Source organism: Plantactinospora solaniradicis (genome assembly GCF_042658085.1).
Taxonomy (GTDB): Bacteria; Actinomycetota; Actinomycetes; order Mycobacteriales; family Micromonosporaceae; genus Plantactinospora; species Plantactinospora solaniradicis.
This window is the reverse complement of the sequence record NZ_JBHSPR010000017.1, coordinates 183,161-196,689: the sequence shown is the minus strand read 5'-3', so window position 1 is coordinate 196,689 and position 13,529 is coordinate 183,161. Positions and strand designations below refer to the sequence as shown.

Annotated in this window: 12 protein-coding genes; 5 read left to right on the top strand and 7 right to left on the bottom strand. The window is 73.1% G+C overall.

The annotated features are described in order from the left end of the window. From ACFP2T_RS20580 to ACFP2T_RS20570, 3 genes are read left to right on the top strand one after another with little or no spacing between them, the layout of a single operon-like run. A complete protein-coding gene (locus ACFP2T_RS20580; RefSeq protein WP_377424232.1) occupies positions 1 to 402 on the top strand; it encodes a hypothetical protein in 402 nt (133 codons plus the stop codon). Further along, positions 386 to 1,606: a WXG100 family type VII secretion target gene (locus tag ACFP2T_RS20575; protein ID WP_377424231.1), complete on the top strand. Its 1,221-nt coding sequence runs from the start codon at positions 386 to 388 to the stop codon at positions 1,604 to 1,606. Before ACFP2T_RS20580 ends, ACFP2T_RS20575 begins: the two co-directional genes overlap by 17 nt. A gap of 11 nt (positions 1,607 to 1,617) precedes the next feature. Then, positions 1,618 to 2,361, top strand: coding sequence for a hypothetical protein (locus ACFP2T_RS20570; RefSeq protein WP_377424230.1), 744 nt, complete (start codon positions 1,618 to 1,620; stop codon positions 2,359 to 2,361). A 33-nt stretch (positions 2,362 to 2,394) separates the two neighbouring features. Here ACFP2T_RS20570 and ACFP2T_RS20565 read toward each other — a convergent pair whose 3' ends face one another. The 5 genes from ACFP2T_RS20565 to eccB all read right to left on the bottom strand — a co-directional run bounded on the left by ACFP2T_RS20565 (position 2,395) and on the right by eccB (position 8,653). Then, entirely contained in the window at positions 2,395 to 3,555 is a 1,161-nt protein-coding gene (locus ACFP2T_RS20565; protein ID WP_377424229.1) for a S8 family serine peptidase, read from the bottom strand. Between the two features lie 15 nt (positions 3,556 to 3,570). Beyond that, positions 3,571 to 4,227 carry a LuxR C-terminal-related transcriptional regulator gene (locus ACFP2T_RS20560; RefSeq protein WP_377424228.1) on the bottom strand — a complete coding sequence of 219 codons (657 nt, stop codon included), beginning with the start codon at positions 4,225 to 4,227 and terminating at the stop codon, positions 3,571 to 3,573. Positions 4,228 to 4,374: 147 nt separating this feature from the next. After that, positions 4,375 to 5,004, bottom strand: a complete 630-nt coding sequence (locus ACFP2T_RS20555) for a DNA-binding response regulator (RefSeq protein WP_377424226.1) — start codon at positions 5,002 to 5,004, stop codon at positions 4,375 to 4,377. Positions 5,005 to 5,012: 8 nt separating this feature from the next. Further along, complete coding sequence (locus ACFP2T_RS20550) at positions 5,013 to 7,271, bottom strand: sensor histidine kinase (RefSeq protein WP_377424224.1); 2,259 nt, start codon at positions 7,269 to 7,271, stop codon at positions 5,013 to 5,015. Further along, positions 7,271 to 8,653, bottom strand: coding sequence for a type VII secretion protein EccB (gene eccB, locus ACFP2T_RS20545; RefSeq protein ID WP_377424223.1), 1,383 nt, complete (start codon positions 8,651 to 8,653; stop codon positions 7,271 to 7,273). The genes ACFP2T_RS20550 and eccB overlap by 1 nt, the downstream gene beginning before the upstream one ends. 110 nt (positions 8,654 to 8,763) lie before the next feature. Here eccB and ACFP2T_RS20540 point away from each other — a divergent pair, with 110 nt between their 5' ends. Next, complete coding sequence (locus ACFP2T_RS20540; RefSeq protein ID WP_377424221.1) at positions 8,764 to 9,879, top strand: type VII secretion protein EccE; 1,116 nt, start codon at positions 8,764 to 8,766, stop codon at positions 9,877 to 9,879. A 20-nt stretch (positions 9,880 to 9,899) separates the two neighbouring features. On the opposite strand, the gene ACFP2T_RS20535 is transcribed toward ACFP2T_RS20540, so the two are convergent. Together ACFP2T_RS20535 and rfaE2 are read right to left on the bottom strand one after the other, a co-directional pair. Beyond that, positions 9,900 to 10,814 carry a glycosyltransferase family 2 protein gene (locus ACFP2T_RS20535; RefSeq protein ID WP_377424509.1) on the bottom strand — a complete coding sequence of 305 codons (915 nt, stop codon included), beginning with the start codon at positions 10,812 to 10,814 and terminating at the stop codon, positions 9,900 to 9,902. Positions 10,815 to 10,831: 17 nt separating this feature from the next. After that, the gene (rfaE2, locus tag ACFP2T_RS20530) at positions 10,832 to 12,790 is read right to left on the bottom strand and encodes a D-glycero-beta-D-manno-heptose 1-phosphate adenylyltransferase (protein ID WP_377424220.1); all 1,959 of its coding nucleotides are present in this window, start codon (positions 12,788 to 12,790) and stop codon (positions 10,832 to 10,834) included. A 185-nt stretch (positions 12,791 to 12,975) separates the two neighbouring features. Here rfaE2 and ACFP2T_RS20525 point away from each other — a divergent pair, with 185 nt between their 5' ends. Further along, the gene (locus ACFP2T_RS20525; RefSeq protein WP_377424219.1) at positions 12,976 to 13,524 is read left to right on the top strand and encodes a type 1 glutamine amidotransferase domain-containing protein; all 549 of its coding nucleotides are present in this window, start codon (positions 12,976 to 12,978) and stop codon (positions 13,522 to 13,524) included. Positions 13,525 to 13,529: the final 5 nt, after the last annotated feature.

Below are 13,529 nucleotides of genomic sequence, written 5' to 3'. Positions count from 1 at the left end.
ATGACCGGCGAATCCTTTGCGGTGGAGCTGCGCTCACTGACCGAGTTCGCCGAGGAGTTGGCGGCCCAACTGACCGGGATGGCCCAGCCACTCGGCCAGTTGACCGCCCTCACCGAACGCGAACTTCGGCTCGGCGCCTTCGGCGAGGCGCAGTCCCTCGGTCAGCGGCACGATGTCGCCCGCACGGACCTGCAGACCCTCGTCACACAGGCGCGCGACGCGATCGACTTCGCGAAAGAGGTGACCGTGATGGTCAACGACGCCTACCAGAACTACGACAGCACGGTGGCGAATGCGGTCAACAGTGTCGTTGGGATGACCTCCGCCGTGACCGGAACGGTAACCGGAACGGTGACCGGTCTGACCGGGCCGATCATCGGGACCGGTGTCGAGAGGGCCTGAGCAGATGGGCCCGAGGACCGACTTCTCCCGCTACAGCCACGGGCAGCTCTACCAGATGCTGCACTACGGCGACGAGGCCACCACCCGCGCGATCGCGGACTCCTGGGACGGCGTCGGCGCCCGGCTGCACGAGCAGGCCAGCAATCTTGAGATCAAGCTCGCCCGGTTCCGGCAGCAGTGGCAGGGCGGCGCCGCCGAGCAGTACCAGCTGATGATCAGTGATCTGAGCACCGGGCTGCGGAGGATCGGGGACGCCGCGTTCGCCATCCGCGACGCGGCGCACGACGCCGGTGACGCGCTGGTGAGGGCGAAGGCCTGGATGCCGGTCCCGGTCGAGGTGCCGGAGGTGTCCGCCCTGACGGTGTTCCTGGCGACCACCCCGCAGACGGTGGACCCGCTGGCGTCCACCCAGGAGGTCGCGCAGTTGCGGCAGCGCCAGTCCGACGCGGCGACCGAACTGGCCCGGTACCAGCAGGCGGTGCAGGCGTCCGGCGCGGCCCACGCCAGGGCGGTGGCGGTGATGAACGAGTTGGCCGTCGCGTACCAGTTGGCCGAGGGTGGCATTCCGGTTCCGCCGGAAGCCACGGGAATGCCGGCCGAGGGGGACGACGCGTCGGGGTGGGAGCAGACGGACGCCGGGACCGACCCGGAGGACGGCACCGGCAAGCCCGTCTTCGGCACCATGTTCACCGCCGGAGTCGCCGCTGCCGCCGCCGCCACCGCCGGGCGGCTGGGCGCGCGAATCGTGCCGCCGGTGCCCGGCTGGGCGAAGAACAAGGACGCCGACACGGCCACGAGCACCTCCTCCGCTGACGAACAGGCCGACGTCGACACGGCCTCCAGCGGCCTGGGTGGGCTCGGTGGTGGCGGCGCGACGGGGGTCGGTGGCGGTGTCGGCGGGTCCAGCCAGCCGGTCGCTCCGGCGGCCCACAGCGGCCTGACCGGAGCCGGGTCGGCGGTCGGGCAGTCGGCCGCGGCTCTCCGCGCCGCCACCGGCGCGGCCGGGATGGGCGCCGGAATGATGCCGATGATGCCGTTCATGCCGTTCGCACCCACCGGCGGGGACATGGGCGGATCCCGCCGGACTCCGCCCTGGCTGACCGAGACCGAGGACGTCTGGGGCGAGTCGGTGATCATCACCCCGCCGGTACTCGGCGAGGATCCGCCGGACGAGCGGCAGCTGCCGATGGAGTTTCCGTACTAGGAAGGTGTGTCATGGACGTTCCCGAGGCAAGCTCCGCCGCCGGTCAGCGTTTCCAGGTGCAGTTCGACGCGCTCGACGCCGCGACCAAGGCACTGCCGGACCAGGTCACCGCGCTCGGCGAGACCCGCCAGACCCTGACGGCCCGCTCGGTGCCGGCCGAGTCGCTCGGGCGGGTCCCGGGGTCCCAGACGGCTGCCACCAGCCACGCCAGCAACGTCGCCGAGAGTGCCCGGCAGTTGGCCACTGCGGCCACCCAACTCGACGGGATCATCGGTGGCATGCGGGCCACCAGCACCGGGACCCGTGGCTACGACGACGCCAACAGCAAGAAGCAGCAGGAGCAGAACGAGAAGCTCGCCCAGACGACGGCGGAACCGATCGGCCAGCGGGACAAGGCTCTCGCCGTACTGAAGGGGATCGAGAAGGAGAACCCGATCAGCGTCGCCGCCGTCGCCCGGAACCAGGTCGAGAAGGTCATGTGGCTGGGCAACTTCCAGTCCGGCGAGATCGGCGACCATTACGACAAGGACGTACGCGAGCTGCTCAACAAGCCGCCGACGGACGCGAACCTGCTCGAACTCGCCAGGGTGGAGACGGAATTCTGGTACTCGGACCGGGGGAGCTATCTCGGCATGACGATGGGCCCGGACTGGCGCTACGACTACCTGCTGAGTTCCCGCGCCGAGTGGCTCACGGAGCTGACGCCGGCCCTCCGGGGGGATGCCGAGGCCAGGATCTTCCCGTTGGCGCCCTGACGATCCGGCGGGTGCACCCCGCCGAGGCGCAGGTCAGGGACGCCAACCCCGGGCCCGGCCCCGCCGGATCACGGTCACGGTCAGCATCGACAGCACGGCGCCGAACAGGCCGAGCAGGGCGAGCAGTCCCGGCAGGCGCTGCCGGGCCGGCGGATCGGCTGGCCCGGCCGCCACCACCACCGCCGGTGCCGCCACCTCGGCGGGCCGGCCGGACGCCGTCGCGCCGGGAAGTTCGGCGGTCACCGCGGCCCGGACGTCCAGCACGCCCCAGCCGAGTCGGGGATCACGCTTTCCACTCGGCGGTCGGTTCGCCGTCGCGGCGAGCCGGTCCCGCACCTGGGCGGGAGTCGACGATGGGCGGTACGCGTGAATCAGCACGGCGGCCCCGGCGACGTACGCGGCGGCGTAGGCCGGGTCGTCGACGTCCCAGCGCTGGCCGATCCTGCCGCGCGCCCCCGCCGCCGTGCTGACCAGACCCTCGCCCGGTGCCGCGATCCACAGGTGGTCACCGGCCTCGCCCTGCACCGGCGCACCGGCCTGGTTGTGCGCGCCGACCCCGATCACCCCCGGCAGGCTGGTCGGGTATGACAGGGTGCCCGGCCGGTCGGCCACCGCCGGCGAGACCACGACCACGCCCCGGGCGACGGCGTCGCGTACCGAGGCGTCCAGTGCCCGGCTGGTCCGGGAGGTGGGTACGACCACCAGGATCACGTCCGCCCCGGCGTCCACGGCCTGGTCGATCGCCTCGGCCAGCGCGCCCGGAGCGGGTTCGTCGGCGCCGGTGCCACCATCGGTCGACTGGGTGTAGCGGATGCCGAGGATTTTGGTTCCCGGTGCCATTCCGCTGAACGTGGTGGCCGGATCCGGCGCGGCGGCGACGATGCCGGCGGCGAAGGTGCCGCGACCGTCGCAGTCCGTGGTGTCCGAGCCCGTCACCACCTGTCCACGGCGGAACTGTCCGTTGTCCGCGTCGACCCCGGTGCCGAGCACCGCGAGCAGTTGCCCGGTGCCGTCGGTGAGGGGCCAGATCGGCGACGAGTCGGTGATCCGCTGCGCCCAGCCGGCGGCGTCCCGGTACACCCCGGCCGGGGTCGCGCACTGGGCCGCCGCGCCGGCCGGTACGGCGGGGGCGTACACCGGCGACAGCATTCCGAGCGCGACCGCCAGCGCGATCCGACGACGGTGGCTGCTCATGTCCGGCTTCCCGGCTCAGGCGGAGAGTCTGCCGCTGGTGGCGCCGAAGTCGGCGACGCCGTGCTCGATGGCGTACCGGGTGAGCGCGGAGCGTCGACGCAGCCCGGTCTTGTCCCTGATCCGGTCCAGATAGGACCGCACGGTGCGTACGCTGATCTTCAGCGTCCGCGCGATGTCCTCGTCCCGCTCCCCGGCGGCCAGCCACGACAGCACGTCGATCTCCCGGTCGGACAGCTCGGGATGGGCGCTCTGGCCGACCCGGTCGTTGGCCAGCACCGGCGCCAGCGTCGCGGAGGCGTACCGGTGCCCGGCGGCGACCTGTCGGAGCCCTCGGAGGATCTCGTCGGCATCGGCGCTCTTGGAGAGGTAGCCTGCCGCACCGGCGGCCATCGCCCCGCGCACCTCGGGTCGGCCGGTCTCGGCCGAGAGCACCAGCACCCGGTGGCCGAGCCCGGTCACGGCGCGCACCGCCGCCGCGCCCCGGATCCCCGGCAGTCCCATGTCCAGCAGCACCAGACAGTTCGGGCACTGTCGGGTGGTGGCGAACTCGGCGACGGATCCGGCGACCGTGCACAGGTCGAAGTCCGGTGCCGCGTCGAGGAGCCCGGCCACGGCGGTCCGGTAGAGCGGATGGTCCTCGATGATCCCGACCGTGATGACCGCTGCTGCCACCCCGCACCCCTTCCCACAACACGCCCGGGAGAGCGCTTCCCGTGTGGTCCGTACCTTGGCAGGCTCGAATGTATCGGCGGGGTGGTGAGGACGGTGATGGTTGTTCGTCCACCATGCCGGCGGCACGTTCCCGCCGACCCGTCGGATTCAGAGTTCGTCGGCCCGGACCAGGCCGTCCTGGATGGCCCGGGCGACCAGCGCGGCCTTCGTCGGCGCCGGACGGCCGACGTTCGCGTACTTGATCCGGGCCCGCTCCAGGCAGGCGTTGACCCGGCGTACGGTCAGGTTGAGCCGCTTGGCGACCATCTCCTTCGACTCGCTGCGGAACCATTCGAGCAGCACCTCGGTCTCCCGGGGCGACAGCTTCGGCCGGTCCGGCCGGTTGTCGGTGCCGAACGCGCCGGAGAGCATCGGCGGCAGGTACGGCACGTTCTGCGCCGCGGCCTGGGTGGCGGCGACCAGGTGGTCCTCGCCCTCCGCCTTCGTCAGGTAGGTGAACGCCCCGATGTCCAGACAGTTCAGTACGGTCTCGCGGTCCGCCCGCATGCTGTAGACGACTACCTGGCGGCCGGCGTCCACCAACCGCTTGAGGTCGCCGTACGCCGGGCCGGTGAGGTCGAGTTGCAGGTCGAACACCACGACGTCGGCCTCGTTGCCCGGCGGCAACCAGGCGGTGGCGACCGTCGGTCCGGCGTCGAGCACCTCGATCGGTGGGTCGGCGAGGGAACACCAGGCCCGCACCCCCGCGATCACCACTGGATGATCGTCAACGACCACGACCGAGATCATGAGTTCCCCTGCCAACTCGACTGGATCCACAGGCGGTTCCCGTCCACAGTGGCGGACGTGTGCACGCCGTCGCTGTCGGGGAACGAGTCGATCTCCGGCGGGCGGCCGGTGACGACGCTGACCGTCACCGTTTCGTCCGCGCCGACCACGGTCAGCCGTACCTTCCCCCGGGCGGTCGCCAGCGCCCAGAGCGGGGCCTCGGTCAGCCGCCGCCGTACCTGGGTGGGAATCGTCGGGCGCTCACCGAACTCCGCGAACGCCACCGAGACCCCGTTGCGCTCGGCCAGCTCGATGCACGCCCGCAACTCGTGCAGCAGCGGATCGGGCACGGTGGCGTCCTCGGCGAACAGCCGACGCATCTTGGCCGCCTCCACGGCGCAGGACCGGCGTACCGACTCGGCGCCGGGATCCAACTCGCCGCTGGCCAGGCCGGACAGCAGCGGTACGGTCGTCTCCGCGAGTTCCGCGTAGCGTTCCCGGCGGTCCTGGGCCAGTTGGGCGGCGACCGCCTCGGTGGTCCGCACCTCCTCCTCCGCCCGCGCGACCCGGGCCGAGGAGACGGCGAGCTGACGCAACACGATCGCGATCATGCCGACCCCGAGCTGGAAGGCCAGGACGATCACGGTCGCGTTCACCGACGCCGCGAACGAGATCGCGGCGTCCCCGCCGATCACCGTCTGGGCGAAGGTCATCAGGTAGTGGGCGCCGAGCACCCCCATGAAGATCAGCGGCCTGGTGTCGAGCAGCAGGAGCACGACCGTCCAGCCCGCGTTCCCCTCCGACCAGTGCGCGTACCCGAGTCGGTGCTCCGGCGGCACCGCGGCGGTGGCGACCGCGGACAGGACGAACACCAGGGCCAGCAGGGGCCACCGCCACCTGCCGATCCCGCGTCCCCGCCACAGGCCGGTCGCGACGACCAACGTCAGCACCACGAACCCGCCCATCGCCAGGTACTGCGCGGCGACCGACCGGTACACCTCGTGGCTCGCCAGCAGTTTCGGCAGGTCGAGCAGGAGCAGGATGACCAGGTTGATCGCCACGGTCGCCCAGAGCAGGCCCCGCTGGAACCGGGTGGCGATGATCTCGACGTTGTCGTCGTCGGATTCCGGTGGGGTACGGGGACACTCCATCCGTACCGTGGTGCCCAGGTCGGGGCTGCTGTCGATCGTCGCGCGCCCACCGATCCGGGCCATCCGTTCCACGACGGACCGCGCGACGCCGTACCGGTGGTCGGGGACCTGGTCGGGCACGAAGCCCCGGCCGGAGTCGATCACCTCCACCACCACCGTTCCCGCCGGGCCGCCGACCACCGAGACGGCGACCTCCGCCGCATCGGTTTCCGCGTGCCGGACCACGTTGGTCAGCGCCTCGCGGGTGCCGTGGGACAACATCACCGCGTCCACCGCGCGCATCGGCACCGCCGCCGGGCCCCGCCAGCGCACCCGCAGCGGCGTGTGCCGGACCACCTCCCGCAGCATGCCGACCAGATCCACCTCGCGTTGGGACACCACCGCCGGCCCGCTGATCACCTCGAGGTCCCGGGACGCCTGGTCGGCGAGCCACCGCTCGCGTCCGGCGGCCACCCCGGCCCCGACCATCAGCAGGGTGGCCGAGGAGGTGTCGTGCAGCGCGGCCAGGTACTCGCGTTCGTCATCCCGCCGGGCCGCGGCGATCGCGGCGTCCCGGCGGAGTCGCTCGCCCCGCGCCACCAGCCGGTCGGCGGCGCGTGCGCTCCGCCGGACCAGGCGGTACAGGCCCCAGGAGAGCGCGACCTCGGCCACCATCCACAACCGGATCGGAATGGAGGCCAACCCCAGGCCCGCGAGCCAGCCGTCCGGATTGGCGATCGCCGCACCGCCGATGTCGGCCGTCATGACCGCGACGGTCGCGATGGCGAGCGCGCGGGTGCCGACCTGCCACGGATAGGTCACCATGATGATCGCCGCGGCGGCCGAGACCCAGATCGTGCTCTCGGAACCTCCGTCGGGGGGTGCCGGCCAGACCTGGAGCAGGCAGACCGCACACACCACCGTCACGTCGGCGGGCACCAGCCAGCGGGGGGCGCCGCGCAGCCTGCGGACGGCGTAGTAGACGTTCCAGGCGTTGACCAGCAGCACCATCACGGCGGCCGGGACCGGCTCCCGGGCGGTACCGAGCAGCAGCGCCGCGAAACTCGCGGTGGCGACCACGACGAGCCGGAGCCACAGGGCGTAGCGCAGCCCCTGCCGCAGCAGCCCCCGCTCGACCGACCCCATCAGCGCGGCGTCGTTCTGCTCGCCTCGGCCGGATCGAGGGTGGCTCCGGTCGGGAACATCGCGAGCACCGGGGCCGGCACGCCGTGCGGGCGTACCGCTCCGTATCCGAGCGACTTGATCACGCCGTCGTTGACGACCGGATACTTCGTGCCGGTGTCGGTGATGACGTAGACGGTCCCGGACGGCGCGCCCGGCGCCGGTTCCTCGGCGACCACCGCGCCGGCACCGCCGGGTACGTACACCTCGGTGGCGACCGCGCCGGACGTCGAGCCCGACGTCGTGATCGGCTTCGCGCCGTCCAGCGGAAGGCCGTCGTCGAGGGTGATCCGGGTGCCGTTCACGCACACGGTCGTGGTCGGCCCGATCGGCACCGGCTCCGGCCGGCGCTTGGGGTACCCGTCGGCCCTGACCGGCGAGCGGGGCGCGGCGGCGACGTCCGGCGCGGCCACCGGCAGTGGCCGGGGCAGCGAGCCCGGGTACGCGGCCGCGCTCTCCGGGGAGCCGAGCACCAGCCGGGCCTCGGTGTCGGTGACCACGGCGAGACCGTCCGCGTGCACCAGGTAGAGCTCCTCCGCGCCGGTGGTCAGCACCTGCCCCACCCTGGTCCGGACCGTGCCGACCGTCGGGCCGGGCCGCCCGGTGCCGCTGACGGCGAAGGTACGCAGGTCGCGGCCGGCCGGAATGGTGTTCAGCCAGGCCGGGGCCACCTGGACGGTGTCGGCCGAGGCGAAGCCGAGCGCGACCACTGCGGTTTGATCCGGCACCCGGTGCCGCTGCGCGTCGATGATCAGGAACCGCTCCCCCGAGGGCAGCAGCGCCATGAGTGCCTGGCCCGGCCGTAGCTCCGCCCCGCCCGGTTGCTGGCCCAGCAGGACGGTGGAGATCGGCGCGTCCCGGGCCGGGCGGTCCGGCGACTGCCGCGTGCATCTGGTCCACGGGCCGGTGAGCAGGCGGCCTGCCGGTGGTAGCGAGTCCGGGGCACCGGCGATACCGACCCCGGCACCTCGGGGGACGCCGCGCAGCGCCTTCGCCGGTACCGTCACCGTCTTGGTGCCGTCGCCGCCCGCGAGGAGCCGGGCCGACGCGTAGTTGAGTACCGGATGCAGCGCGTCGTCCTCGCCGAGGACGAACCGGGCCCCGGTCTCCTTCTCCACGATCACCTGCCCACCCTGGCGCCACGCCTGCGCCCGGGTGGGTGCGAGCAGCCCGATGACGCCGAACACCGCGGAGACCAGGAGCGCGACCGCGAGCCCGAGCGCGGTGCCGAGCAGGAGGCGCTTGGACGGCGAGACCGGATGGTCCGCGTCAGCCGAAACCAGGGCGGATACCAGCCGACGGCGAAGGAACTGGTAGGCCTGGATTCGGTCCTTCTGCGTCCACACTCGACGACTCCCGCACACTGTTGGCGAAACGTCAGGCAACGGCGATAATACCGAGTGTTCATCGCTTTCCGTCCTGTCCGGCGAAGTCGTGCGCTTGGCGGTGTGCACCGATGACAGTCACAGCTGTTCCGATCCGACCCGGCACCGACGAAACCCACCGATCCACCCCGAGGCCGCGCTTCGGCACCCGGGTCGGCTGGCTGCTACCGGTCGGCGTCGGCCGGGTGGCGATCTGGCAGTTGGCCGTGCTGGCCGTCCTCGCGACCGGGTTCCGGCTCGCCCTGCCGACGGGCCTGGTGCTGGCGTTCGCCGCCCTGCTCCTCGCCGCGACCTCGGTCCGGATCGGCGGTCACTGCGCCTACCAGTGGGCGGCGATATTCGTCCGGTACCGGTACCGGCGCCGCCGCCGCGGCGCTGCCGACCAGCCGGCCCCGACCGCCGTGCACAGCCTCGCGCCCCGGCTGCTCGTGCAGACCCAGACCGACCGGTTGGGAAACCGGGCCGGTGTCGCGGCGGTCGGCGACGAGACCGGGTACACCGCGGTCGTCCAGATCGCGCCGACCGCGCAGCCCGACCCGGCGATGCTGGTGTCGGCGCTGCACCGGGCGTTCGACCGGGCCGACAATCCGGTCAGCGGAGCCCGGCTGGTGGGGTGGGCCGCGCCGGTCGGTCCGGCGCCGGTCCGGGTGTACTGGCTGGCCCTCCGGTACCGGTACGCCGACGCGCCATGGCCCGCGCTGGCCAGGGGCGGTGGTGCGGCCGGCGGTCGGCGGGCGGCGGCGAGTGCCGCCCAGCGGCTGAGGAGCGACCTCGCCGAAGCCGGATATCCGAGCACGGTGCTGGACACGCCGGAGCTGTACCACGCCCTGTTCGTCGCGATCGGCGCCGACCGGGGCGCGGTGAGCGGCAGCCGGTACCACGCACAGGAGAGCTGGCGTGACTGGTCCGTCGGCCAGGTACGTCAGGCCTGCTTCACCCCGCGTGCGGCGGCAGACCAGGTACGCCTGATCGGCCTCTGCGCACCGGGGGCCAGTTTCACCTGCACGGCGTACGCGTTGCGGCGTACCGCCCAGGGGCGGGTCACCGCGACGACGACCGTACGGATCGGCCTGCCGAGCAGTGCCCCGTACACCCCGGGGCAGGTGGCGGCGAAGCTCGGGGTACGGCTGCTGGCCACCAACGGCCGGCACCGGGAGCACGTCCTGGCCACCCTCCCGCTCGCCTGAAAACCGGGCCGCCCGGTGGCTCAGCCGGGCTGCGGTGGTGGCGACCGGTCGGCGGACGGTCCGGTGGCGGAGCCGTCCGCGAGCACGGCCTCCCACGCCTCCACGGTCCGCTCGGTGACCGTGGTCGGCGCCTCCAGGTGGTACGCGCCGCTGGGCAGCACTCCGGCTCCGGCGTACCGACTCATCACCGCGAGTTGGGCGGCCACGTCCTCGCCCTGGTGGCCCGGGTCGAGCCGGTGCCAGAAGTCGAATCCGCCGGCGGCGCGCAGCCGGGACCGGTCGTAGAGCACACAACCGCCGATCCAGGAGACCTTGTACGCCCGCCACTGCCCCGGCGGCAGCCGACGGGCCGCGGTGACGTGCAGCAGGTTGGCGGCCGAGTGGATCTGTGCCCGGTCCCACTCCGGTGTGCCGGGGCGGGGCAGCTCCGGAGTCGGCGGGCCCGGCCACTCGGCGTAGTGGCGGTGGGTCTCCGGCCGGACGTCGTCCAGATAGGACAGCCCGTGTACCGCGTTGCCGACGAAACCGCAGTCCAGTTCTCCGATCGCGGTGAGCAGCCGGTCGATGGTGCCCGGCTCGAGCCAGACGTCGTCGTCGAGGAAGAGCACGTACCGGGCGGCGGAGGCGTCGAGCAGGTACGCCCGGTGTTCGGCCAGGCCGCGCCGGGGGAGCCGCCGGGTCAGCAGGACCGGATGCCCCCGGTGCCGGAGCACCCGGACCATCGCCGCCGCCGCCGGTTCGGCCCAGCCGGGCCCGTCGTCGGACTGGTCGCTGACCACCACCCCGAACCCGGCGGTGCCGCCCCGCTGCTGTGCGGCCAGGCCGGCAAGGGTGACCGCCAGTTCGGCGGGCCGGTCACGGGTCGGGACGAGCACGTCCAGCAGTCTCGGTGCCCGGAAGTCGTCCCGGTTGCCCGGGTCGAGGGGCCGGCTGATCCGGTCCTGCGGCCGGTTCACGCCCGGCGGCTCGGCGCCGACACCGCCTCGGCGTCCGCCGTACCGGCGGTGTCGCCCGAATCGGGGGCACCGGTCGGACCGGCCGGCGCGGCGTGCCCGGCGTCGTCGGAGAGCGCCGGGCGCCGGTCGTCGCCGTGCGACCGGATCCGGTCGATGACGGCCGAGGTGGACCGGTCCGGTACGTAACCGAGGGTCCGCACCTCTCCACCCAGCCGGCGTACCAGGGGTGCCTCCGGAACCATCTCCGGCGGGTAGTCGCCGCCCTTGACGTACAGGTCGGGGCGGACGGCCTCGATGAGCGCGGACGGCGAGTCCTCCTCGAAGATCACCACGTGGTCCACGCAGGACAGCGCGGCGAGCACCGCCACCCGGTCCTCCACCGGATTCACCGGTCGGTCCGTGCCCTTGACCCGACGCACGCTGTCGTCGGAGTTGACCGCGACCACCAGCAGGTCGCCGAGGCCGCGAGCCTGGTCGAGATAGCGGACGTGCCCCCGGTGCAGCACGTCGAAGCATCCGTTGGTGAAGACGATGCTGCGTCCCTCGGCCCGGTGCCGGGCGACGAGTTCGGTCAGGGCGTCCTGGTCGAGCACGATCCGGGGCCGGTCGTCCTCGATCGGACCCAGCGCGGCGAGCAGGTCCTCGCGCAGGCAGACGCAGGTGCCGGTGTCCGAGACCGTGGTGGTCGCGGCCAACTGGGCGAGCTGGGCGGCGGTGGGCAGCGGCGCCTCGGCGGCCAGGGCCAGGGTCATGGCCGCCAGGTACGCGTCACCGGCGCCGACGGCGTAACTGGCCGGCACCGGTGTGGCGTGGCTGCGGCGGGACCGGCCGTCGGCACCCCCCACCACGGCACCCTCGGTGTCCAGGGTGACCGCCACCACGTCGGCGCCGGTACGCTCCCGCAACTCGGCGAGCCGGGCCTGTGCGACGACCGCCCGGCTGGCGCCCCCGTCGGCGACGGGTCGCCCTCCGGCGGCGCTCGACGTCTCGTCGCCGGCCACCACGATGTCGTCGCCGGCCACCCCGATCTCGTCACTGGTCACCGAGATGCCGTCGCCGCCGCCGGGACCACCGTCGGTGCCCGACGATCCACCGTCGGACGTGGACGGTCCGGTCCGGTCGCCGCCGGAGTCGCCGTTGTCGTCGTCATTTCCGGCGCTGGCCGCCTGGACCTCCCGTCCGCCGGTGGAACTGGTCGTGCCGTCCTCGGCGACGCTCACCCGGGTACCGGCGACCGCCGACGACCGCCGGGTCCGGTCACCGCCCGGAGTCGGCCCGCTGAGCAGCCGGGTCGCCTCGGCGAAGCTCGGGGTCACCACGGTCGGCGCCAGCCCGCGCCAGTGGGCGAGATCGTGGGCGTCCAGGGCCACCGTCGCGAAGTGGTCGCGATGCTCCACCAGCCAGCCGCGCACCGCCTCGGGCAGCGCGCCCAGTCCGTAGTCGCAGACCACCAGCGTCGGCGGTTGACCGTCCTGGTCCGCGCGTAGTTCCTCGGTGGCGTGCGCGAGCGCGCTCAGCATCCGGCGTACGCCGTCGTCGGGCAGGGTCTCGTCGGCGTCGCCCTCGTCCTCCCGCAGCAGGATCTGGTCGGCGGCGAGCAGCCGCCGCTTCACGGGGGTGGGGCGACCGGGTTGACTGATGGTCCGGTCCCAGACGCCGGCCCGGTCGAGGCAGTCGTGCAGTTCGTCACCGGCGACGTCGGCACCGACCGGTGCGACCAGGGTGGCCCGGCCGCCCAGCGCGGTGAGGTTGACGGCGGTGTTGGCGGCACCGCCGGCCGCGCAGAGCCGGCGGCGCAGGGTCAGCACCGGTGCCGGCGCCTCCCGGCAGAGTCGATCCGACTCGGCGAACCGCCACTCGTCCAACATCGCGTCGCCGACCACCAGTACGCCGCGTCCGAGCCAGTTCTCCACCACTGCGGCCAGGCGGCGCTGTTCCGCTGCGTCTGTCGCCATGCCGCTGCGGGTCCCCGGTGCCGCGCCGGCCAAACCTGGCCCCGGCGGGGCCGTGGCGCGATGGCGGGGCTGCTGGCGCCCCGGGGTGTTTGGTCCCTGCCGTACCGGGAATGTGAGTTTTCAGGTGCCGCCTATTCGGCATGTCGCCGCATTCCGCACCCCCGTGGAGGAGAGGAGAAACCGAGATGACCGCGACGTTGCAGGGCAAGCGCATCGCGTTTCTGGCCACCGACGGCGTGGAGGAGGTCGAGTACACCCAGCCTCGGCAGGCGGTCGAGGCGGCCGGCGGCCGGGCCGAGCTGGTTTCCCTCGACTCCGGCTCGATCCAGGCGTTCAACCACCTGGACAAGGCCCGGACGTACGACGTGGACGTCACCGCCGGAGCCGCCGACCCCGACGCGTACGACGGCCTGGTGCTGCCCGGTGGGGTGGCGAACCCGGACGCCCTGCGGGCCGACCCCGACGCCGTGCGCTTCGTCCGGGCCTTCTTCGAGGCCGGCAAGCCGGTCGGCGCGATCTGCCACGCACCGTGGACGCTGATCGACGCGGACGTGGTCAAGGGGCGCACCCTCACCTCGTGGCCGAGCCTGCGTACCGACCTGGCGAACGCCGGAGCGCACTGGGTCGACGAGGAGTGTCACGTCGACAACGGGCTGGTGACCAGCCGCAAGCCGGACGACCTGCCGGCGTTCTGCGCGAAACTCGTGGAGGAACTCGCCGAGGGTCGACACTGACGCCC

What these genes read in the sequence shown, in the direction of transcription:
- rfaE2 (WP_377424220.1), bottom strand. Translation starts at nt 12,790, where the DNA reads ATGGCGACAGACGCAGCGGAACAGCGCCGCCTGGCCGCAGTGGTGGAG.
- ACFP2T_RS20580 (WP_377424232.1), top strand. Translation starts at nt 1, where the DNA reads ATGACCGGCGAATCCTTTGCGGTGGAGCTGCGCTCACTGACCGAGTTC.
- ACFP2T_RS20525 (WP_377424219.1), top strand. Translation starts at nt 12,976, where the DNA reads ATGACCGCGACGTTGCAGGGCAAGCGCATCGCGTTTCTGGCCACCGAC.
- ACFP2T_RS20565 (WP_377424229.1), bottom strand. Translation starts at nt 3,555, where the DNA reads ATGAGCAGCCACCGTCGTCGGATCGCGCTGGCGGTCGCGCTCGGAATG.
- ACFP2T_RS20540 (WP_377424221.1), top strand. Translation starts at nt 8,764, where the DNA reads ATGACAGTCACAGCTGTTCCGATCCGACCCGGCACCGACGAAACCCAC.
- ACFP2T_RS20550 (WP_377424224.1), bottom strand. Translation starts at nt 7,271, where the DNA reads ATGGGGTCGGTCGAGCGGGGGCTGCTGCGGCAGGGGCTGCGCTACGCC.
- ACFP2T_RS20570 (WP_377424230.1), top strand. Translation starts at nt 1,618, where the DNA reads ATGGACGTTCCCGAGGCAAGCTCCGCCGCCGGTCAGCGTTTCCAGGTG.